General features: G+C 39.9%; 18 protein-coding genes. 12 read left to right on the plus strand and 6 right to left on the minus strand.

Features of this window, described 5'->3' with window-relative positions; translation table 11 throughout:
* Nucleotides 1-184 precede the first annotated feature (184 nt).
* On the minus strand, nt 185-1,624 hold the full coding sequence (locus tag EWM59_RS04625; RefSeq protein ID WP_165372096.1) for a TlpA family protein disulfide reductase: 1,440 nt from the start codon (nt 1,622-1,624) through the stop codon (nt 185-187).
* A 120-nt stretch (nt 1,625-1,744) separates the two neighbouring features.
* Between EWM59_RS04625 and EWM59_RS04630 the strand changes: the two genes are divergently transcribed.
* The gene (locus EWM59_RS04630) at nt 1,745-2,512 is read left to right on the plus strand and encodes a YdcF family protein (protein WP_130019774.1); all 768 of its coding nucleotides are present in this window, start codon (nt 1,745-1,747) and stop codon (nt 2,510-2,512) included.
* Between the two features lie 64 nt (nt 2,513-2,576).
* Here the strand turns inward: EWM59_RS04630 and EWM59_RS04635 are convergent, their stop codons facing one another.
* Nucleotides 2,577-5,558: a glycosyltransferase family 117 protein gene (locus EWM59_RS04635; RefSeq protein ID WP_130019775.1), complete on the minus strand. Its 2,982-nt coding sequence runs from the start codon at nt 5,556-5,558 to the stop codon at nt 2,577-2,579.
* A 430-nt stretch (nt 5,559-5,988) separates the two neighbouring features.
* On the opposite strand from EWM59_RS04635, the gene EWM59_RS04640 reads away from it, so the two are divergent.
* Nucleotides 5,989-7,110 carry an AAA family ATPase gene (locus tag EWM59_RS04640; RefSeq protein ID WP_130019776.1) on the plus strand — a complete coding sequence of 374 codons (1,122 nt, stop codon included), beginning with the start codon at nt 5,989-5,991 and terminating at the stop codon, nt 7,108-7,110.
* A gap of 423 nt (nt 7,111-7,533) precedes the next feature.
* Nucleotides 7,534-8,436, plus strand: coding sequence for a DUF6371 domain-containing protein (locus EWM59_RS04645; RefSeq protein ID WP_130019777.1), 903 nt, complete (start codon nt 7,534-7,536; stop codon nt 8,434-8,436).
* A 40-nt stretch (nt 8,437-8,476) separates the two neighbouring features.
* On the opposite strand, the gene dnaJ is transcribed toward EWM59_RS04645, so the two are convergent.
* Together dnaJ and EWM59_RS04655 are read right to left on the minus strand one after the other, a co-directional pair.
* Nucleotides 8,477-9,625: a molecular chaperone DnaJ gene (dnaJ, locus tag EWM59_RS04650; RefSeq protein ID WP_130019891.1), complete on the minus strand. Its 1,149-nt coding sequence runs from the start codon at nt 9,623-9,625 to the stop codon at nt 8,477-8,479.
* A 197-nt stretch (nt 9,626-9,822) separates the two neighbouring features.
* Complete coding sequence (locus tag EWM59_RS04655) at nt 9,823-10,368, minus strand: nucleotide exchange factor GrpE (protein WP_130019778.1); 546 nt, start codon at nt 10,366-10,368, stop codon at nt 9,823-9,825.
* A 615-nt stretch (nt 10,369-10,983) separates the two neighbouring features.
* Between EWM59_RS04655 and nagA the strand changes: the two genes are divergently transcribed.
* From nagA to EWM59_RS04695, 8 genes are all read left to right on the plus strand, one after another.
* Entirely contained in the window at nt 10,984-12,114 is a 1,131-nt protein-coding gene (gene nagA, locus EWM59_RS04660) for an N-acetylglucosamine-6-phosphate deacetylase (RefSeq protein WP_130019779.1), read from the plus strand.
* Between the two features lie 105 nt (nt 12,115-12,219).
* The gene (locus EWM59_RS04665) at nt 12,220-12,807 is read left to right on the plus strand and encodes a TetR/AcrR family transcriptional regulator (protein ID WP_130019780.1); all 588 of its coding nucleotides are present in this window, start codon (nt 12,220-12,222) and stop codon (nt 12,805-12,807) included.
* Between the two features lie 69 nt (nt 12,808-12,876).
* Nucleotides 12,877-13,371 carry a PaaI family thioesterase gene (locus EWM59_RS04670; RefSeq protein ID WP_130019781.1) on the plus strand — a complete coding sequence of 165 codons (495 nt, stop codon included), beginning with the start codon at nt 12,877-12,879 and terminating at the stop codon, nt 13,369-13,371.
* Nucleotides 13,372-13,388: 17 nt separating this feature from the next.
* Entirely contained in the window at nt 13,389-14,135 is a 747-nt protein-coding gene (locus EWM59_RS04675; protein WP_130019782.1) for an SDR family oxidoreductase, read from the plus strand.
* 10 nt (nt 14,136-14,145) lie between these two features.
* Entirely contained in the window at nt 14,146-14,379 is a 234-nt protein-coding gene (locus EWM59_RS04680; RefSeq protein ID WP_130019783.1) for a DUF2798 domain-containing protein, read from the plus strand.
* Between the two features lie 194 nt (nt 14,380-14,573).
* On the plus strand, nt 14,574-15,524 hold the full coding sequence (locus EWM59_RS04685; protein ID WP_130019784.1) for a sugar phosphate isomerase/epimerase family protein: 951 nt from the start codon (nt 14,574-14,576) through the stop codon (nt 15,522-15,524).
* Between the two features lie 2 nt (nt 15,525-15,526).
* Complete coding sequence (locus tag EWM59_RS04690) at nt 15,527-16,564, plus strand: Ldh family oxidoreductase (protein ID WP_130019785.1); 1,038 nt, start codon at nt 15,527-15,529, stop codon at nt 16,562-16,564.
* Nucleotides 16,565-17,098: 534 nt separating this feature from the next.
* Entirely contained in the window at nt 17,099-18,619 is a 1,521-nt protein-coding gene (locus EWM59_RS04695) for a P-loop NTPase family protein (protein ID WP_130019786.1), read from the plus strand.
* 66 nt (nt 18,620-18,685) lie between these two features.
* Here the strand turns inward: EWM59_RS04695 and EWM59_RS04700 are convergent, their stop codons facing one another.
* Nucleotides 18,686-21,316: a valine--tRNA ligase gene (locus EWM59_RS04700; protein WP_130019787.1), complete on the minus strand. Its 2,631-nt coding sequence runs from the start codon at nt 21,314-21,316 to the stop codon at nt 18,686-18,688.
* Nucleotides 21,317-21,653: 337 nt separating this feature from the next.
* Nucleotides 21,654-22,373, minus strand: a complete 720-nt coding sequence (locus tag EWM59_RS04705; protein ID WP_130019788.1) for a head GIN domain-containing protein — start codon at nt 22,371-22,373, stop codon at nt 21,654-21,656.
* 147 nt (nt 22,374-22,520) lie between these two features.
* Here EWM59_RS04705 and EWM59_RS04710 point away from each other — a divergent pair, with 147 nt between their 5' ends.
* On the plus strand, nt 22,521-23,435 hold the full coding sequence (locus EWM59_RS04710) for an ROK family protein (protein WP_130019789.1): 915 nt from the start codon (nt 22,521-22,523) through the stop codon (nt 23,433-23,435).
* The last annotated feature ends 19 nt before the right edge of the window (nt 23,436-23,454 follow it).

Here is a 23,454-nt window from a genome sequence, read left to right on the forward strand (position 1 = left end):
TAGAAAGCAAACGGTTTCTATAATTACAAAAAACTGTATTTCTTACCAAATAAAATACCCCAGCCGTGCGACGGTCGCCCCTAAAGGGGTGCCAAAACAAGAAAAACAAAAAAGACCAATACTCGCATATATTGGCCTTTTTTTAAAACTCCTCTTTAGGGGCGACCGTCGCACGGCCGGGGGCTTATTTTGTCTCATTTGTCATTTTCTGAATCTGCTGACGTTCGTAGAAAGTGATAAAATCCTGCAACTTTTCAACCGGAATACGTCGGGCGATAATCTTCTTGTCTTTGTCTAAAATATAATTGGTAGGCGTAGAATATACGTCAAAATTATTTCTGAAATAATACCTGCCCTTAGCATCCCACAGGTTCAGCAACTCTCCGGTTTTGTAGGTATTCACAAAATTCATTATCTTCTTCTTGTCGTACACAATACTTACATTATAGATAGTTACTTTATCTTTATTGGCATGATAATACTCCATCAATTTAGGTGCAGAGTCTTTACAGTGGCCACATTCAGGGTCATAGAAATGTACGATTGTATATTTGGTTTTGCTCTGCATCGGCGAGTGTTCCTTACCTAATGAATCGGACACAATCAGCTGAGGGAATACCAGTCCTGTCTGCAAAGGTTTCAGAATATCCACTCTTTCTTTGAATTTGGCTCTTTGGGTAGAGTCTAACCAGGGCGCATTTTTCAGGTAATAGTTTTCGGCTAAATGCACAAATACGCCATCTAAGCCTACTATTTCATTATTTTCATATTTATTCGTAATCTGCCATAACACAAACCGATATACTTCCTGATTAGGTTTTGCGAGTTTCAATACTTTATCGGCATCTCTGTTGATAGAGTCTGTAACCTGATAGACAAGATCTTTGAAATAACGCTCAACACGGCTATGCAGGAAAGGCGAACGCAACAAGCGGTCGTCGGCAAAATCTATATTATCAAAAAAGTGTCCTTTATAATAATTGAACAGATACGTAGAATCGGGGCGACCGTTGGCCTTTTTAGGCAATACTTTAGGTAGCTCAGGCTCCATATTACCTTTGATTACTTTAGCCGCAAAAGTACCTTCATGGGTTTTGGTAAATTCTTTCATGTATGTCTCAACATCAGCCTGAATCTTTTCCATCTGCTTACGGCTTGCTTCCTGTGAGGCCGCATCGGTTTTGCCTTTAGCAGCCGCAGAAACAGTTTCTGCTTCCTTGCTTTTATCTTGTAGAAACTTGCGGTAAGCAAACAATAAATCGTTTTCTTTTGAACCTTTAAACTTTACATGCCCTACAAAATCGGTAGTATCGCTCTCTATTTCCATAAATTGTTCTTTGCCGTCAACCGCAAAATCATAATACTTTGATGGCGATAATACAATCAGGTAAATACCTCCTTTCAAGGGGTCTTTACCCTCAAAATTCAATAAGCCGTTTTCTACCTTCGCCGAATCGACTTTGATATATTGGTTATAACCAAAAAAATGGGCTAAATGACAGGTTTTGCCTTCTTGTATCCCCTTCATACGAACCTTGATTGAGTGTCCGGGTTGTTGGGCAAAAACTCCACTCATGGCTAAGAAAAGTGAAAGAATGAGTAAGGGTGTTCGGTAATGTTTCAAAAACATATGCTTATTTTTTAGTCTATGACTGTATAATTAACAAAGATAAGTGCTTAATTTATGAGTTCTTGTTAAAAACTTGTTAATATAGAAATATAACTCCATTTCTAACGAAAACTCATGTTTCATATTGTTTCAAAGTTACTGACTTTCTTTCTGATGCCAGCAGGTATTATCTGTATTTTATTGATTTATGCTATCTATACAAAAAATCGTACCAAATCGAGAAAAGTTATCCTGACAACTCTGATTTTTTTCTATTTTTTTTCAACGCCTTTTATCATCAACGAAGTTTTTCTGTGGTGGGAACTCCCCCCTACTGCTATTTCCACTGTAAAACCTCATGAGGTAGGTATTCTGCTGACAGGTGGCACTATTAACACCAACCGCTTGCCAACCGAGAATGTATTTTTAGGTGGTACAAGCGACAGAATCGGACAAGCCATTCAATTATACAAACTTGGTAAAATAAAGACAATACTCATCAGTGGCGGCGATGTGCCTATTTTAGGTAAAACTACTACCCGTGAAATAGACCAGATTGCCCGGTTTCTGATGATTAGCGGTGTACCACGGGAAGTTATCTTTTTAGAAGACCACTCTACCAATACCCGTGAAAATGCTGTAAATGTGTCTAAAATCTTAAAAAAACAATTCCCGAACCAGCGTTATATGCTTATTACCTCGGCTTTTCATCTGAAAAGAGCAGTCGGATGTTTTGAAAAAGCAGGTATCCCGGTAACGCCTTATGGGTCTAATTATATATCTGGCGAGCGGCAATGGGTATTGATTTCTTTTCTTCCCAAAGCCGAGGCTATGGGCTATCTGCAATGGATATTCCGTGAGGTAGTCGGGTATGTCAGTTACCGGATATTCGGGTGGATATAAAAAGAGAGGCATTGCTCATGCCTCCCCTTTTGCTATATGCCAGACAATTTTACTTGTCCGCTTATTAACTCAATTTTGAATAATACTTGTTATAAATAGCTTCATAACGTTTGGCAGCTTCTGTTTGTCCGTTTCGGTTACAAACATTGGCTAATATCTGCAAGTTACGCAAATTAACCTCTATAAATGTCTGCACATTATCAGGCATCCATTCGGCACTTGTTTTTTGTGCTTTTTCGGTAAAGTAAGCTAAATTGGCATCAGCACGTTTAGTCATCACCTCGGCTATTTCCATCGCTTTTTTGCTATCACCTACTTCAAAATAATACATCACGTAGTTGGTACATAGCTGGTCGTAAGGAATCGTATTATCCGGTAAAACCTTATTGGCATAGTCTAATACCTCTTTGGCTTTTGCTTTTTTATCTTCTCTTACCAACTGGTCAGTCAGACGCAAGAATGCCAGACGGGCTGTTACGATAGGTACTTTCAGATATGTTTCCGAATCATAATATACCTTCGGATTGTTCATTTCACGCCACGACATCTTTTTCAGCATTTTGTCATACATCACATCTGTATTTACAAAACCGTCGTCTCCGGCAGCAATTCTGAATGGCATTAAACGATAGGCATAGCCTTCTAACTGCATATAATCTCTCAGATTCAGGTAGTTGTCAGAGGCCAGCGTACCTGCAAAATAGATTGGTCTCTTCCAGTTATTCTGGGCAATCATTTCTAATTGCATCAGGTCGTTTTTCAATAAATCACGCTTGCCGATATTCCACACCATATTCCCGGTCAGATAGGGTTCATATTGTTTGTCAACAAAGCCTAATTTCTTCACTTCCTCTATATTATAAGGCAGAAAAAGGCTATCTGATGGCAATGAGTTGATGCTCTCGCCTGTAGTAAGCGGAATCTGAATAGCAGGGTCATTTTTCTTTACCAACTCCAAAAACTCTTTCAGGTTAATGGGTTGTTGCAGACGCTCTACAAAAGGAATCTGGTCGTTGATACCACTTAACAACTGGTCGGTTGAAAATGTAATCGGTAGTGGCTGCGACTCATAGGTTTTGCGTTTCATCTGCTCGCAATACCAGTCTGTACCCAATAAGCTCAGGTTACACACCCTTACGTCTGTACGGAAGCCTTCTACCTCCTGCACATACCACAACGGGAAAGTATCGTTATCGCCTCCAGTGAAGAGAATAGCATCTTTGGCACAAGAATTAAGCAGGTTTTTAGCAAAATCAACCTGATGGTAGCGGTCTGAACGGTCGTGCCCTCTCCAGGCTTGTGGCAACATAATTAAAGGGATAACCAACCCGATTGCTGTAGCCGAAATAGCTCTTACCTGTGTATTCTTGATAAATTTCAATACATAATCAAACAAGCCCATTACACCCAGACCTATCCAGATAGCCCAGATATAGAACGAACCTACATAGATATAATCACGCTCACGTGGCTCAACAGGCGGTGCATTCAGGAATACTACTAAGGCAACACCTGTGAACACAAACAATAACAAGAGTACCAGTGCATCACGCTCACGACGGAAATAATGGTATAATAAACCTAAAATACCCAGAATAACAGGCAAGCCATAGAAGTTGGTTCTGCCACGGTTTTCTTTTACGGCCGGAGGTAAATTATTCTTTGTTTCAAAAATATTGGTAGGGCCAGCTCCTTCAATATCGCTCGAACGCCCCCAGAAATTCCAGGTAAAATAGCGCCAGTACATATAACCCAACTGACGTTTAAACATGTACATAATATTGGTAATGAGCGTAGGTTTCTGCTCAGGCGATAATCCCATTTCCTGACGATAGATTGCCTGATGACCTGCATCTGTGCTCCACATACGAGGCAGTAAACTCTCACTGTTTGGCCCCCATACATACGTAGGTTTGTGGTCATATACCTCATATTTGTCTTTACCCATCTTATAAATCGGGTCGCCGTTTTCGATAGACTCTAATTTGCCTGTAAACACAGGGCCATACAATAACGGACGACTACCATATTGCTCACGTTTCAGGTAAGACACATAGTTTAATACATTGCTTGGGTTGTTTTCGTTGATTGGCGGATTGTAGTTTGAACGAATCAAAGCAATGGTATAGCTTGAATACCCAATCAGGATAAAAGCAAAGGCTACTAAGGCTGTGTTAGCAATGGCCATCCCTTTTTTGTTGGTATAGAAAATAGCATAAGCCAAAGCACCCACCAATAATATCACAAAGAACAAACTACCCGAACTGAATGGTAAGCCAAAAGTATTGACAAAGATTTTTTCGAAGCCAAAAGCTAAAGACGGGATACCTGTAATAACCCCTACGTTGATAATACCCAGTACTACCATCCCTATCAGAAAGGCAATGATACCGCCTTTCCATGATACCTTTTTGGTCTTTTTGTAGTAGTAGATTAAGGCCAAAGCAGGAATTGTAACGAGGTTTAACAAGTGAACCCCGATAGAAAGACCTACCAGATAGGCTAAAAATATCAGCCAGCGGTTGGCATCTGACTCGTCTTCGATTAATTCCCAACGGAAGGCGGCCCAGATAACAATGGCTGTAAAGAATGATGACATACCGTAAACCTCTGCCTCAACTGCCGAAAACCAGAAAGAATCAGAGAAGGCATATACCAACGAGCCTACTGCACTGGCACCTAATGCCAAAATGGTTTCTGTTGAGTTGAGTTCCTCTCCTCTTTTACCAAATACTTTACGTGCCAGCAACGAGATTGTCCAGAACATAAACAGAATGGTAAAGGCACTTGAAATAACCGACACCATGTTTATCATCAATGCCACTTTGGTTACGTCGCTTCCGGCTAATAGAGAAGCCATACGGCCTATTAATAAGAAGAAAGGTGCGCCTGCGGGGTGAGGTACCTGTAGTTTGTAGGCACAGGCAATAAATTCGCCACAATCCCAGAAACTCGCAGTAGGTTCAACAGTTAGTGTGTAAGAAATCAATGAAACGGCAAATACTGCCCAGCCAACGATATTATTGAGCCTCTTAAAATTGTTCATTTGATAGTGAATAAATGTGTAAATGCTTAGTTCAGGGGTGAATTTGATAGCCCAAATCAGAACGATGGCTCAAAAATAGAGAATTTAGGGCAGAGTTTAGAAAAAATCGAACTTAAATTATGTTAAAAGCAAGAAATCGGAGATAATATCAGGCAATGATGGCCTGTGCCTCTTACAATTAACCTTCTCATTAAATCGGCTGATTACCTACTATTTTTTAGTCATTTTTATACGTATTACATAAGCACAAAAACCAGCAAAAATATAAAAAAAATCCTATTTAAAATTATCTTCTCAAAAAATTGTTATCCACAAAATAATTCTATTCATTTCAAAAAATCATTCAAAAAAATTGCTGAAATTTATAACAATCAATTAAAAAATCATCTGTGAGTTAAAAAAAGTGTTTAATAAAATCAAGTAAATTTCAATGAGAAAAAATTCAAAAAATCCACACAACAAAAAACAATCATCTGAAGACCACGATGCCTCTGATGAGGAGATTTTCAAAAATCTTGGCAACCGAATCAAGGCCCATTTTGAGGAGATACTGCAACAACCCGAATTCTCTGAAGAAGAAGATGAAAACACGGGCCTGCTCATTATTAAATCGGCTAATAGCTGGATTGAATTGGCTGCTAACCAACCCAACCCTGAAATGTTGTTTGATGAGTTCTGGTTTGAAGGAGAACTCTGCATTTTGTTTGCCGACACCAATTTAGGCAAATCGATTCTGGCCGTACAGATTGGTAACAGTATCAGCAAAGGTGAGGCTATTGAGGGTTTCAGGCTTGAAGCCAAAAAACAGATGATGCTCTACTTTGATTTTGAGTTATCGGCCAAGCAGTTTCAGAACCGCTACTCTATAGACTATCAGAACCCGTATCCATTCGATGACAACTTCAAAAGAATCGAACTGAATCCTGATGCTATTATTCCTGATAAAATGAGTTTTGAGGAATTTCTGAGCAAGGAATTAGAAAAGAGCATTATAGAAACCAATGCAAAGGTGCTTATTGTGGATAACCTGACCTATCTGAAAATCGAGACAGAAAAAGCAGGTGGGGCCTTACCTCTGATGCAACACCTGAAAGCTCTGAAAAGTAAGTATGATTTGTCGTTGCTGGTATTGGCACATACCCCCAAACGAGATGTAACCAAGCCTATCAGTAATAACGATTTACTTGGCAGCAAGACATTGATAAGTCTTACAGATTCATCGTTTGCCATTGGCGAAAGTCAGCGGGATAAAGGCCTCCGCTACCTGAAACAGATAAAAGTCCGCTACAATGAGTTTACTTACGATGCCGAAAACGTAGCGATATGCCAGATAAGAAAAGCCGACAATTTTCTGCAATTTGAATGGCTTGATACCGGAAGCGAACGGGAACATCTGAAGCAGGTTGAAGAAAAGGATAGAGATAAGCGGGTAATGGAGATACTGGAATTGAAAAAACAAGGATTTTCAATTATACAGATTGCCCAAACTACAGGATTGTCAGAAAGTGGAGTAAGAAAGATTATTAAAAAAAATAATTTACTGAAAGAATAGCGAATGATAATCTGCACTTTTCCGCACTATCCGTACTTTCTTTACTATGGTGCGGATAGTACAGAAAGTGCGGGATGAATAGGGAGTGATTGGTTTTAGATTGAATATTAATCTATGTATTATTATTTATTAGGGAATAGGAATATATTATCCCTACGGGATACCAAGTTGCGAAAAGCCGATTTTTTCTACCGCGCGGTAGAAAAAAAGCAAAATTAACTCCAAAGTCCTGTAGTGACGATATATTAAAAGGCTTTGAACCTATTTCTCTTAATAAGCAAATAACATACAGATTAACATTCAATCTAAAACCAATCCCTTTCTTTACTATCCGCACTTTCCGTACCATAGTACAGAAAGTACAGATAGTGCGGAAAAGTACTGATTAATCAGGCAATAAAATCAGAAATCCACACAAAAACCATGCAACATAAATTTATGCTACAACCCTATAAGGGCATGAAAACCCGTTATACCTGCCCCCATTGCAGGCAAACCAAAGCATTTACCCGATACATTAATACCGAAACGCAGGAACATCTGGCCGAGTATGTAGGCCGATGCAACCGTGAGGTAAAATGCGGTTACCATTACACCCCCAAGCAATATTTTCAGGATAATCCTGTGCCGATAAAGCAGGGAATACCTGAGAGACCTGTCAGGCAAACTCCTCCATCATATATCGACCGGGAGCTTTTCAAAGGCAGTTTGCAAGCATTCGAGACCAACCACCTGATTACGTTTCTTAGCCATGTTTTAGGGCAATCAACGGCTTATCAGTTGGCAGAAAAATATTTTATCGGTAGCTCCAGACACTGGCCGGGGGCTACGGTATTCTGGCAATTAGACAAAAAACTCAGGATAAGGGCAGGTAAGATTATGCTTTATAACCCTACAAACGGCAAACGGGTAAAAGAGCCATTCAGCCATATTACGTGGGTGCATCGGGTATTGAATTTACCTGATTTTAACCTGCAACAATGTTTTTTTGGCGAACACCTGTTAGCCCAGCCTACCAGGCAGGTAGCCATTGTAGAAAGCGAAAAAACAGCCCTGATAGCCCATGCCTACGAACCCAACTTTATATGGCTTGCTTCGGGTAGCCTGAGCAACCTGACACATGAAAAATGTAAGGTATTGCAGGGCAGAAAGGTTTATCTTTTTCCTGACATCAATGCCACAGACAAATGGCGGTTAAAAGCCGCAGAGCTATCATCAATAACGAGGTTTATCGTATCAGACGAACTGGAAAACATAGCCACCGACGAAGACCGCCAACAAGGGCTTGATTTAGCAGATTATTTGTTGAGAACAGAGAGGGGATAAACAACAAAGCCCTCTTATGCAGAAGGCTTTGTTATCGCTATCAATGAAAAAAGTCTTTCATTCTATCAAAGAAATTTTTATCGTTTTTGGTAGCTCTTGGCTGGAAGTTGGGAGCTTCACGAAGCTTTTCTAAAATTCCTCTTTCTTCGCTGTTTACAGTGGTTGGCGTGTAGATGTTTACATGCACCAACTGGTCGCCTACGCCATAGCTGTTTATATCTTTCAGGCCTTTACCTTTCAGGCGCAGTACTTCGCCCGGTTGGGTTCCGGCCTTAATAGTAATTTTCACTTTACCGCCAATGGTTGGTATTTCGGCTTCTTTACCCAATACGGCATCGGCAAAGTTCAGTTTCAAATCATAAATAATATTGCTACCATCACGTTTCAGTTCGGCGTGTTCTTCTTCCTCTATTACTATCAGCAGGTCTCCGGCTACACCGCCACGGGTGGGTACATTACCTTTGCCTGTCATAGACAATTGCATGCCCTCACCTACCCCTGCCGGAATTTTGATAGAGATTAAATCTTCGTTCAGCACACGACCTTCGCCAAAACAGGTTTCGCAACGGTCAACAATTACTTTGCCTTCACCCTGACAGGTATGACAGGTGCTGGTAGAAACCATCTGCCCAAGCATGGTACTTACTACTTTACGAATCTGCCCGTTACCATTACAGGTAGTACAGGTTTTTAATGAATTACCATTCTTCGACCCATTGCCGCTACAGGTATTACAAGATACATAGCGTTTTACTTTTATCTTCTTTTCAACACCATTGGCTATTTCTTCTAAGTCCAGCTTTAATTTGATACGCAGGTCTGAGCCTTTGCGTACAGGTTGGCCGCCACTGCTACGTCTGCCACCTCCACCAAAGAAACTGCCAAACGGGCTGTCGTCGCCAAATACACTGCTGAAAATATCTTCCATGTTCACTCCGGCACCACCAAAACCACCGGCACCACCCATACCCTGATGACCGAACTGGTCGTAGCGTTGGCGTTTTTCGGCATCTGATAATACTCCGTAGGCTTCAGCTATCTCCTTAAACTTTTCTTCCGCCACTTTATCTCCCGGATTTTTATCAGGGTGATACTGGATAGCTAACTTCCGATAGGCTTTTTTCAGCTCGTCTTCCGTAGCAGTTTTGCTTACCCCTAATACTTCGTAATAATCTTTCTTTTGTGCCATAATGATTGTGTATAAATGCGGAGAGGGTCTTAAAAGAAAAAAGTGCCAAGGCTTCGACCCCACACCCCAACCCCTCTCCCCAACTGTGGGGAGAGTGGCTTTTTGCCCCCTTCCCATTGTTGGGGAGGGTTAGGGTGGGGTTTCTTTCAAATATCTTTGCTCTAAAAACTTTCAAGACACCCCTACTATTAAATATCTTAACTACCCACTACCACTTTTGCGTAGCGAATTACCTTATCGTTCAGAAAATACCCTTTTTCTACCTCATCTATCACTTTTCCTTTCTTATCTTCTCCGGCGGCAAACTGCGTGATACACTCATGCAATTCTACATCAAAATCAGTATCTTTCGACTCCATCGGTTTCAAGCCTTTAGCCGCCAGGGTTTTCTGTAATTTATTAAATATCAAAGCAATACCCTCTTTCAGAGGTTCTACTTCGGTTACACTTTCAAAAGATTTATTGGCACGTTCAAAATCATCAATCACCGGAATCAATTCTTTTATCAATCCCTCTGAGGCATTCTGAATTGTCTCAATTTTTTCTTTAGCTGTGCGACGACGGAAATTTTCAAATTCGGCATACAGACGAAGATACTTGTCTTTTGCTTCGGCCAACTGACTTTCTAACTGTGCCTGTGTATCGTCAGTTTCGGTACTTTCTACTGTTTCTCCTGCCAGATTTTCATTATTTTCTGTTACTTGTTCTTCTTGTATTTCTTGACCTTCTTTATTCTCTGCCATTTTTCAAACAATTTTGTTTTTGCAAATTTCGGCAATTATTTTGCCAATACGAAATTTACTGACAAGATGGCAGAATTATATACTTATGTATTGTAGTTTGAAAGACACTTTTGACACTAAGATAGATACCTAATAAATATGTTTGATACTTTATTTAAAATAATGAGAATAAAATAACAACTAAAATTAAAGTCCTTAAAACATCATTTCCTGTTTGAGTACAGTTAAAAATCAAGGAAAAGATTGGATTTAAAGAAGTGTATTAACAGATTTTTAATTGTACGAGTTTAAATGATGCCGGCTTTTTTGGTTACTTTTTTTCCGGTAAAAAAAGTAACACCCTCCAACTACGAAAAAACGGGTAAATATTTTTTAAGTATAGGCACAAAATTAATTAACAATATTTTACCACGGAGTGTCACGGAGTTTTGCACTGAGTATCACGATGTTTAACTCAAAGTCCTCTGTGAAACTCAGTATTCTATACTTAGTGAAACCGGGCGTCAGTCGCTCTGTGGTTTAAAATCTTAACATAGTAATTAATATTTTCTCTTTACTTATATATAAGCTCATATCATAAGACAGAATTTTCCTAAATTGCCAAAAAATCTCTTTATGCAGACCGCCATTACCCATGCCACTATTCATACAGGCACACAAATACTTGACAATCATATCATTATCGTTGAAAACGGCCGCATCAAAGCCATAGAACCCATAGATAATTTCGGGCATGAAAATAAACGTACCATAGATATGGCAGGCAAACACATTGCCGCAGGTTTTATAGATACGCATATCAATGGCGGTGAAAAATACTATTTTACTCAACATCCTACCGAAGAGACCATACAGGATATTTATGAATCAAGTCTGGCTTTGGGGACTACCCATGTATTGCCTTGCCTCATTACCTCCCCCTTAGACAATATCCTGAAAGGCATAGAAGCCACCAGAAACTTTATGCAGAAAAACCCTGATTCGGGCGTATTAGGGATGCACTTAGAAGGGCCTTTTTTAAACTTAGCTAAAAGAGGCGCACACTTAGCCGCTTATGTCAGAAAACCTACCAATAGTGAGTTAGAAGAGATTATTAAATATGGCAAAGACGTGATAAAAATCATGACCATTGCCGCTGAAAACTTTACCGATGAACAAATAGATTTGCTGTTAGCTAATGGCATCAGGTTATCTTTAGGACACTCAAACGCTACTTATAAACAGGCACAACACGCCTACCGCAAGGGTATCAGCCTATGTACACACCTCTACAATGCCATGACCCAGATGGGGCACCGTGAGCCGGGTGTAGTAGGTGCTACTTTCGATAATGCCGATGTCTATGCTCCTATTATTGTAGATGGCTTCCATTGTGATTTTGCAGCGGCTCGCATTGCCTACAAAATCAAAAAAGATAAACTGTTTCTGATTTCAGACGCACTTTTTGTGGGTGATAAAGTAACGCATTTTCAATGGGAAGAATTTGATGCTTACCTGAAAGACGGACAATACCGCAACTCGGAAGGTAATCTGGCAGGAGCTGCTATCTCGATGGCCGATGGCGTAAGAAACACCGTGCAAAAGGTAGGTATCAGTACCGAAGAAGCTATTAAAATGGCAACCATTCGTGCTGCAAAAGCTGTAGGTATGGAACAAACCATCGGACAGATTGCCGAAGGTTTTCCGGCTAAATTTGTTGTTTTTGATGAAACCCTGAGCCATTTCGAGCCTTTACTTGTTCAATAATATCCTTATAATCAATATTTTAAATTTCATCATAGAAAAAAGTGCAAATAAATCTTGTAAAATAATACCGATTGGTATAATTTTACATCAATTATTCAGGACGATATGGGCAAAGCAGCCAGAACAAAAGAATTCATTATTGAAAAAACAGCACCTCTTTTTAATATAAAAGGATATGCCGGTACTTCATTGAATGACATTACCGATGCTACGGGCTTAACCAAGGGCAGCATCTACGGCAATTTTGCGAATAAAGACGAAGTAGCTCTGGCCGCTTTTGACTATAACCTGCAATGTGTAGATGACATTATCAGTCAGGAAATCAGGAAACAGACAACCATTCAGCACAAGTTGTTGGTTTATGCCAATGTCTATGAGAATTTCCTGCAATATCCTTTTCCAATGGGTGGTTGCCCTATTCTGAATACAGCCATTGAAGCAGACGATACACACCCTGCCTTGAAAGAGAAAGCGGCCAATGCCATCAATAACTGGAAAAACAAACTGATTGCACTGATACAAAAAGGCATTGATGCCGGAGAGTTCAGAGCTGATACGAATGCCGAACAAACAGCCCTGACCATGATTGCCATGATAGAAGGAGGAATTATGATTACCAAACTGACCGGAAAACTGAATTACAGAAAAGCAGTGATGCAATCGGTTGAAAAAATTATCAGAGATTTAAGTTAGCGTATATGATTCAGCAACGCTATTTTTTTTAACAAATAATATACCGAACGGTATAAAAAATATAAGATTATGACTAAGCAAAACAGAGAAAGAACGTTTCAATGGGATAATCCTTTAGAGGGAGCTAAACAAGCCTTGCAGATGTCAGGCTTGGATTATTTGCAAGCGATGGGCGATGGCAAAATTCCTTTCCCTCCCCTACTCCATACACTTGATTTTAAGCCTACACATCTCGAAAAAGGCAAAGTGATTTTCTCGTTCAAGCCACAGGAATTTCATTATAATCCAATAGGCAGTGTGCATGGTGGGGTTATTTCTGCCATTCTCGATTCGGCTATGGGTTGCACTTTACACTCTATACTGGAAGCAGGCACGGGATACACCACCTTAGAACTAAAAGTAAATTTTCTGAAAGCCATTACTACCCGGATAGACGAGCTTCATGCCGTAGGTAAAATCATTCATGCGGGTGGACGAACAGCCCTCGTTGAAGCACAATTAATTGACAAAGACAACACGGTGTATGCACATGGCGTAAGCACTTGTCTGATTTTAAAATACTAATAAACCAAAGAATCAAAATGAAAACAACACAGAATACCATCCTGATTACAGGAGGAAGTGCCGGAATCGGCTTTGAAATAGCTAAACTTTTTAGCGAGCAAGATAACCACGTGATTATTGTGGGCAGAGACGAAGAAAGATTAGCCAAAGCAGCAGCTAAACTGAAAAAAGTAACGCCTCTGGTGGGCGATGTGAGCAAAGATGAAGAGGTAGAAACACTTGTAAAAATACTCTACAACGATTTTCCGAATCTGAATGTCGTAATTAATAACGCAGGAAGTGCCTTTCTGAACAATTTATTAGAAACTGACCGAACTTTTGAAAAAGCTCAGGAAGAAATGCTTACCAACTACCTTTCTGTTATCAGACTAAACGAGAAACTTCTGCCTTTGCTTACTAAACAACCAGAAGCCGCCATTGTCAATGTTTCGTCTATTGTAGCTTTTGCACCTAACTTTGTCTTACCTACTTATGGGGCAAGTAAGGCAGCACTTCACTCCTATACACAATCGTTAAGATTATCATTGAGCAAAACACCTGTAAAAGTCTTTGAACTGATGCCTCCATTAGTCAATACTGATTTTTCACAGGCAATAGGTGGTGCAAACGGCATCTCTCCGTTGGTGGTAGCAGAAGACTTGCTGAAAGCATTTGAAAACAATACTTACGAAATTCATGTGGGTCGTACGGCTGAGTTTTACAAACTCTTCCACCATTCGCCTGACGAAGCATTATTGGCCATGAACCCTGCTTTTCAATCTTAATGCTACCAACATGAAACAAAAAATAGCCTTTGCCCTACTAATGGGCAGTATTACTACCGGAATTATTTCTTTTACCCTTATTTCAATTAATATAGGTTTTACCCAGAGGTTTCTGAGCATCTGGCTGAGGTCATGGGCTACCTCTTATGCAGTGGTTATCCCTTGTATTCTGCTTATCGGGCCAAAAGTACAGGCATTTGTCAATAAAATCTTCCCTGAAGAACTATTGGCTGAAAAGAAATAAACACATCAGAACCATTTCATATTCAGCATGGGTAGCGCTTACTCATGCTTTTTTGATTTAAAAACAGGTATCTGTTTTACTCTTCTATCATCCTTAGCCCCACATTAAAGTACTGATTTGCTTGAAAACTCAATCAGATAGCCTTATCTTTACCACTCTATCATTCAATCAAATTATACTTATAAAGACTACCAATGGAAACAAACGCTATCTCTCGTAGAAACTTACTAAAAAACTCGCTGGCAGTAGGTGCAGGCTTGAGCTTAGGCTTACCTGATGCAATGGCAGGTTCAGAGAAAAAAGCTGCACATAATTTTAAATTCAGTTTGAATACCAGTACTATCAGAGAACAGAATCTGGGTCTGATGGGAGAAATAGAAACGGCCGCTAAAGCCGGATATGATGCCATTGAAGTATGGGTAAGCACGGTTGAGAAATATGTACAACAAGGAGGTAAACTGAAAGATGTAAAGAAAAAAGCGGCTGACTTAGGCATTACGATTGAAGACGCCATCGGTTTTTCTAAATGGATAGTTGATGATGCCACAGAGCGTGAAAAAGCCCTGGAGCAAAATAAAAGAGAAATGGCTATGCTGGCCGAAATCGGCTGTAAACGCATAGCAGCCCCACCGTTTGGTGCAACTACAGGCAAAGTACTTGACCTGAAAGCAATTGCCGAAAGATATGGCAAACTATTAGAGGTAAGCGACAATTTTGGTGTAATTCCTCAATTAGAGATGTGGGGATTCTCAACTAATCTGCATTTAGTAGGAGAAGTGTTGTTTGCCGCTTCTGAAAGCGGACACCCTAAAGCCTGTGTATTAACCGATGTATATCATTTACACAAAGGTGGTTCGAGTTTCAATAGCTTAAAAACTGCCAGTGGCTCGTCTATTCAGATGTTCCATATGAACGATTATCCGGGAGTACCGCCAAGAGAAACCATTAATGACGGAGACCGTATTTTACCGGGTGATGGTGTTGCCCCTATTACCCAGATATTGAAAGAACTGCATCATAAAAATACGCCCATTATCTTGTCGCTGGAGATATTTAACAAAGAGTACTGGAAAATGGATGCTTTAGTAGCAGCTAAAATGGGGATAGAAAAAATGAAAGCATCTGTAGCTAAAGCTATTGCCTGATTATGAAGGACTCACAGGCAATTTTACAGTTTAGTCAGGATATATTACAGAAAGCAGGATTAGATAAAGAGAAGGCTTTTCATACAGCCGATATATTGTTAGAGGGAGAGTTATTAGGGCATCGTACACATGGTCTGCAACTCTTACCTGCTTATGTGGCCGAACTGGAAAAGGATTGTATGACTAAAACAGGAGAAGCCAGACTGCTCAACGATATGGGAGCTGTTTTGGCTTTAGATGGAAATTATCTGCCCGGTCCGTGGTTAGTCAACAAAGCCATTGAAGAAGCCTGCAAAAGAGCCTTACAATACGGAACTTGTATTATTACCATCCAAAAATCACATCATATTGCCTGTCTGGCTGCTTATTTAGAAAAAGTAGCCCGACAAGGCTTTATGATTTTACTGGCCTGCTCTGACCCTCGCAACAAAACAGTTGCACCTTTTGGTGGACTTACCCCTACTTATAGTCCCGACCCATTGGCAGTAGGTATTCCGACAGAATCAGACCCCATCATGATTGACGTGAGTATGTCCACAACCTCCAATGGTCTGGTAGCTCGTTCGCATCGGAATCAGGAGAAACTACCTCATGACTGGCTTTTAGATAACCAGGGAAATGTAAGCAACGACCCTGCTACTTTTTTTGCTACTCCTCCCGGTTCAATACTCCCATTAGGTGGCTTGGATAGCGGTTACAAAGGTTTTGGCTTAGGTCTCATGGTAGAGGCATTGACAAGTGCTTTAGGTGGACATGGCAGGTCAGATATGCCTACCCTCTGGGGAGCTTCGGTGTATTTACAGATTATTAGTCCACAGGGTTTTGCAGGAGAAGAGGCCTTTAAAAGAGAAACAGAATATTTCAAGAATCAATGCCTGAACTCAGAACCTATTCATGCTGACAAACCTGTAAGAATGCCCGGAGCAAGAGGTTTAGAACTAAAACAACAACAATTGGCAAACGGAGTAAACTTACTCCCGGAGACCACAAAGGCATTGCAGGAATTAGGCGAAAAGTATGGATTTCATTTGAAAGAATGATTTCAGGAATCGGGAATTTTTTCTACAAAAAAAAAAGCATAAATAGAAATTTAGTTTTCATATTTTCACTTTGTGGAAGTAATACCCCAATATTAAATAATCTCTGAAAGGTCTGATTTTTTCTATCGTATATACATGATATTATAAACCACAAAATTTATACGATATGAATAATTTATTACGAGGATTATTAGCAGGCTACGGCGCAAAAAAATTAGGAGGAGGTTGCTTCGGCACTATTATTGTTTTTATTATTATATGGGTCATTTTAGGGCAATGCAGCTGAAATAGCACACAGGTATTTTATAGCAAGGTTCATTTCTATCATGGTAGAAGTGAACCTTTATTTTTATACTCTTCCCTATTAAAAAGTCAGTTATTTTGCTGAAATGAAATCAGCATACAAACCATTTCTTCATTAAATCCGTTATTCTATCAGAGCAGGCTTCTTTGGCCTTTCTGCCATTTATAAGAAATGATGAAGGCAGATTTCTGACGTACCCTCAAACCAAGAAAATTAGCAGTTTACGCATTATGGGATTCGACAAAAACTTATTAAAAATCAAAACATTGGGTGAACTGAAAGCAAGCAATTATCGCCCGAAATCCATTAAACAAGAACTTCGAGACAACTTAATCGAGAAACTTAAAAATAAAGAAGCGGTTTTCCCCGGCATCTGGGGTTATGAAGATACCGTTATTCCTGATGTGGAAAAAGCCATCTTATCCATGCACCACATCAACCTGTTGGGTCTTCGTGGACAGGCCAAAACCCGTATTGCCCGCCTGATGGTGAACCTGTTAGACGAATACGTAGCTGTGGTTGAAGGCTCTGAACTGAACGATGACCCTCTGGCACCACTATCACGATATGCCAAAGACCTGATTGCCGAAAAAGGTGATGCAACCCCTATCAGTTGGCTATCTCGCACCGAACGCTATAATGAGAAACTGGCAACCCCAGATGTGTCCATTGCCGATTTGATTGGTGATGTTGACCCTATTAAAGCTGCCACTTTAAAACTGCCTTACTCTGACGAGCGAGTAATTCACTTCGGAATGATTCCACGCTCACACCGTTGTATTTTTGTAATTAATGAGTTACCTGACTTACAGGCCCGTATTCAGGTATCACTATTCAATATTTTACAGGAAGGAGATATTCAGATTCGTGGCTTTAAGTTAAGGATTCCTTTAGATATTCAGTTCGTATTTACGGCTAACCCGGAAGACTATACCAATCGTGGGAGTATCGTAACTCCATTGAAAGACCGTATTGATAGCCAGATTGTTACTCATTATCCGAAATCGATTGAAATTGGACGCAGAATTACCGAACAGGAGGCTATTATTAAAAACGAGCAGAAGAAAATTGAGGTAAACGATATACTGAAAGATCTGATTGAACAAATTGCCGTAGAAGCCCGCCAGAGTGAATATGTAGATGCGAAAAGTGGAGTTTCGGCTCGTATGACAATTTCAGCTTATGAAAACCTGTTGAGTTCTGCCGAAAGACGCTCTTTGATTAACGGAGAAAAGAATGTAAATGCACGGGTATCTGACATTTACGGAGCCATAGCGGCTATCAATGGTAAAATTGAGTTGGTCTATGAAGGTGAGGTTGAAGGTCCGGTATATGTAGCCCAAAGCCTGATTGGTAAAGCCATGCGTACAGAATTTTTGAAGTATTTTCCGAATCCGGAGACTTTGAAGAAAAAGAAATCAGGCAAAAATCCTTTTCAGCAGGTATCAACCTGGTTTGGAGAAGGAAATGTAATTGATTTTCTGAACGACCTTACCGACCGTGAATATAAAGCCCGGTTAAAAACCATTGATGGATTAGAAGAATTAGTAGAAAACTTCCATCCAAGGCTCAATGAAAGCGATAAGCTATTTATGATGGAATTTGCCCTACACGGCTTAGCCGAATATTCATTAATCAGCAAACAGGCACTCGATACAGGCTTACAATTCAAAGACCTGCTCGACAGTATGTTTGACCCCAACAAGATGAAGTTTGATGAGGATGATGATGAGGATTTCAAGAGGTTTTGATTGATAACGAAAGAGGCTCATTTTTGAAGTGAGCCTCTTTTTTATTACAATTTTCCCTTAAAATATCTACCCCAACTTCGCCAAAGCCTCTTCCAGAGCCTTAATCTTAGCCTCTGCATCGGCTAATTTCTGGCGTTCTTTTTCTATGATTTCAGGCTTGGCATTTTGTACAAAACGCTCGTTGCTCAACTTTGCTTCTGTTGATTTTTTGAATCCTGAAGTATAATCCAGTTCTTTAGTAAGATTAGCCTTCTCGGTTTCTACATCAACATTAGAACCTAAATCAATCATAAACTCATCACCTTTAATAACAAAACTGATACCTTCGGCTTTATCATCAACATACTGTATGGCCGAAATATTAGCTAATTTCTGAATTAATCCTGCCAATGCTTCGTAGCGTGCTTTATTGGTTGCTTTAATCGCCAATGGCAAGGCTTCTTTAGGAGAAATCTGTTTGGCATTGCGGGTATTCCGGACATTGGAAACGATTTCAGATAAAATCTCGAAATCACCCAATATCTCTTCATCGATTGCTCCTACCGTCGGGAATGGGGCAATACAGATAGAATCGTTAGCTTTTCTTGTTTTGATATTCTGCCAGATTTCTTCCGTAATAAATGGCATCCACGGATGAGCCAATCGCATTAACGCATCAAATATTTCAAGCGTTGCTTCGTAGGTTTGCTTGTCTATTGGCAAGCTCTTTCCGTCCACATACGCTGGCTTAATCATTTCAAGGTATTGCGAACAGAAATCATCCCAGATAAGTGTATAGGTGCTCATCAAAGCATCTGACATTCTGAATTTGTTATAATGGTCAAGTGTTTCAGCCAATACCTTGTTAAATTTCGATTGAAACCATAGAACCGCCTTAGCAGAAGCCGGATTCTGGCCTATAGTTTCTGAAACCTCCCACCCTTCTACCAATCTGAAAGCATTCCAGATTTTATTATTAAAGTTTCTACCCTGCTCAATCAACTTTTCATCGTACAACAAATCGTTTCCGGCAGGAGAACTGAATAACATACCCGTACGCACACTATCGGCACCATATTGTGCAATCAAATCAAGTGGATCAGGTGAGTTACCCAATTGTTTTGACATCTTACGACCTTGCTTGTCTCTTACAATACCCGTCAGATATACATTCTTAAACGGATAATTGCCCCGGTACTCATAGCCTGCAATAATCATACGTGCCACCCAGAAGAATAATATCTCAGGGGCTGTTACCAAATCATTGGTCGGATAGTAATACTTAATATCTTCATTATCAGGATTTTTGAAAGCATCAAAAACCGACATCGGCCATAACCATGAGCTAAACCATGTATCTAATACGTCTTCGTCTTGTGTAAGGTCATGCTCGCTCAGGGCAAAAAGCTGGTATTTGTTACGGGCAATTTTCAAGGCTTCTTTCTTATTGGCCGCTACAATACAGGTACCATCTGGCATATAAAAAGCCGGAATACGGTGCCCCCACCAAAGCTGACGGCTGATACACCAGTCTCTTACGTTCTCCATCCAGTACTTATAGGTATTCTTGAATTTAGGCGGAATAAACTGAATGGTATCGTCCATTACATTTTTCAAAGCAGGTTCAGATAAATCTTTCATTTTCATAAACCACTGCAATGAAACTTTCGGCTCAATAACCGCACCTGTACGCTCAGATGTACCCACGTTCGATTTATAATCTTCTACCTTTACCAGATTGCCCGACTCTTCAAGCATTTTAATAATTTTCTTGCGCGCGACAAAACGGTCTTCTCCGACTAAAATCTGTGCTTTTTCGTTCAGTTTTCCATCATCAGTCAGAATATCAATTACAGCCAGGCCGTGTTTCTGTCCTAAAGTATAGTCGTTTTGGTCGTGGGCAGGTGTTACTTTTAAAGCACCTGTACCAAAATCCACAGTTACGTACTCATCAGCAATAATCTTTACTTCACGATTAATGAGTGGAATCCGTACTTTTTTGCCAATCAAATCCTGATAACGTTCATCAGCCGGGTTTACACAGATAGCACTATCGGCCATAATGGTTTCAGGGCGAACGGTAGCAATGGTTACGCTTCCTTCATCGCCATCATAACGGATATAAACCAGTTTCTGCTGTATATCTTTCATGATTACCTCTTCGTCTGAAACCGTAGTTTTAGCCTGAGGATCCCAGTTTACCATTCTGTAACCACGATATATCTCGCCTTTGTTGTATAAATCAACAAAAACCTCAATAACCGCATCATACAGATTAGGTTCCATCGTAAAGCGGGTACGGTCCCAATCGCAGGAAGCACCTAACTTACGTAATTGCTGCAAAATGATTCCGCCATACTTCTCAGTCCACTCCCAGCAATATTTCAAAAACTCCTCACGGGTTAAATCGCTTTTGTTGATTCCCTTTTCTTTTAGCATAGCAACTACCTTAGCCTCCGTTGCAATCGACGCATGGTCTGTACCCGGTACCCACAATGCCTCTTTACCTTCCATTCTTGCCTTGCGTGTCAATACGTCTTGTATGGTATTATTCAGCATATGTCCCATATGTAAAACACCTGTTACATTGGGTGGCGGAATCACGATGCAATAAGGTTCTTTGTCAGGATTCGGTGTAGACTTAAAGTACTTGTTATCAGTCCAGTACTGATACCATTTGTCTTCGATTTCTTTCGGATTGTAGGTTTTGCTTATCATGCTTATCTGGTGTCCGTCATGAACGAACTATCGTTTGTGTATGTGAAGGCAGTTAAATTGATTTTTCACAATAAGATATTCTTTACATTATCTTATTTGTAAAATAAAATCCTAAAGACGTTTACCGTAGAGACAGGGCAATGCCCTGTCTCTACCAGATCTGCCTTTTGGTGAATATTTATTTGTAAAAAATAATTAAAACTACCTTTACCTCTAAAAGGAGTGCAAAATTACGATTTTTTTAGTGAATTTATGCTTTGCACGTATATAAAAAACCTGCAAATCTGTAAGCCAGACCTGCAGGTTGAGTCAGGGTTGAATATTTAAAATCTATGGATTAATTGGCATCAACAATTCTACCTGAGCCCGAAATACGATGATTGATTCTTGGGTCGCCTCTGAACCATACGGTTCCGCTACCTGAAATAATTACATCAAGGTTATAGTAGGCAGTAGTTTCACAACGGCCTGAGCCATTGATGTCAACATCGGCATTATCTGTACGCAAGCCGAAAGACTCAATTTTTCCGCTTCCTGTTATAGTATAAATGGCATTTTTAGTATCTCCTTCCAAAAAAATCAAGCCCGAACTGCTCAATTCTGCATCGACATCATTTTTCATATCAACAGCAACATCTATCAAACCACTTCCCGATAATCTCAAATTAATACTTTTGCCATAAATTTTGTTATCGCTGATAACTCTACCACTACTATTAACTTCAATGCTATAAATATCAGGGGTTTGAATCCAGATTTTGACTTTTTTACTGGTGTACCAGCCGCCATTGCTATCTAAAATTAAAGTATTGCCACTGATACGTGTAATAATACGAGGAATAATATTACTCTCTGCTTCTATCTGAATATCTCTGGCCGGGCCTTGGGTCAGAATAACCTCGGCAGCAAAATCCAGTTCGATGCGATTAAAATAGCCGGCACGACGGTACTCGGTTTCAATGATACCACTACCTGTATCTTCGTAGAATACATTACAAGAAGATAATCCTACCACTCCCAACAGGATTATGCCGATAAAAATGAATGTGCGTTTCATAGTAATACGATATTTAGCTTTTTCTAAGTTTTTTTTGTCTTTAACTATTAGATGCTATATGTTTGCATAAAGTTGTCTGACAATTTGTTAATAACATGTTAAGGACAATTCAACACGATTTTTCCCTTATCTCAGCAATAGAAAAAAATGAAAACACTTTGGGGTATAGACCTTGGCGGCACCAAAATAGAAGGCATTGTAATGAATGCCGATACCAACGAAATATTATTAAGAAAAAGAATTCCGACAGAGGCGGCTAAAGGTTATGAGCATATTGTCAGTCAGATTGCCCGGCTGATTGATATGATAAAAGATGAAACCAAACTTACTCCAACGGCAGTAGGTTTTAGTACGCCCGGTGCTTTAGACCCTACTACGCAAACCATGAAAAACTGCAATACTACTTGTATGAATGGTCAGCGTATGAAAGAAGACATTGAAAAGGCCATTGGTGTACCGATTGAAATTGCCAACGATGCCAACTGCTTTGCATTGGCCGAAGCTACTATGGGTATTGTGAAAGATTTAGTTCCTGACGCAAAGGTGGTCTTTGGTGTGATTATGGGTACAGGTGTTGGCGGAGGTGTGGTAATAAATGGACAAGTGTTAAACGGCAGACATGGTATTGGTGGCGAATGGGGTCATAATGTATTGGAAGACGATGGGTATGAGTGCTATTGTGGTAAAAGAGGTTGTAATGAAACCGTCTTTTCAGGGCCATCATTGCAGCGTTATTATGAGAAATTAAGCGGTAAATCGCTGACTATGAAAGAAATTTACCAGAATTATAAAGAAGGTAACGACCCTTATGCCACAGCTACTCTTAAATATTTAACCAAATCTTTCGGAAAGGCTATTTCTTATATTACCAATGTAATTGACCCTGATGCGATTGTGATTGGTGGCGGTGTTGGAAATATTGACGAAATATACACTGAAGGACCAGAAGAACTGAAGAATTATATATTTAACAGCCGTGTAGTAGAAACACCATTTCTGAAACCTAAGTTAGGGGATAGTGCCGGGGTTTTTGGTGCCGCAGAATTAGTAAGAGGATATTAAGAGATATTCTATAATAAGA

This window comes from Emticicia agri (assembly GCF_004168285.1).
GTDB lineage: Bacteria > Bacteroidota > Bacteroidia > Cytophagales > Spirosomataceae > Emticicia > Emticicia agri.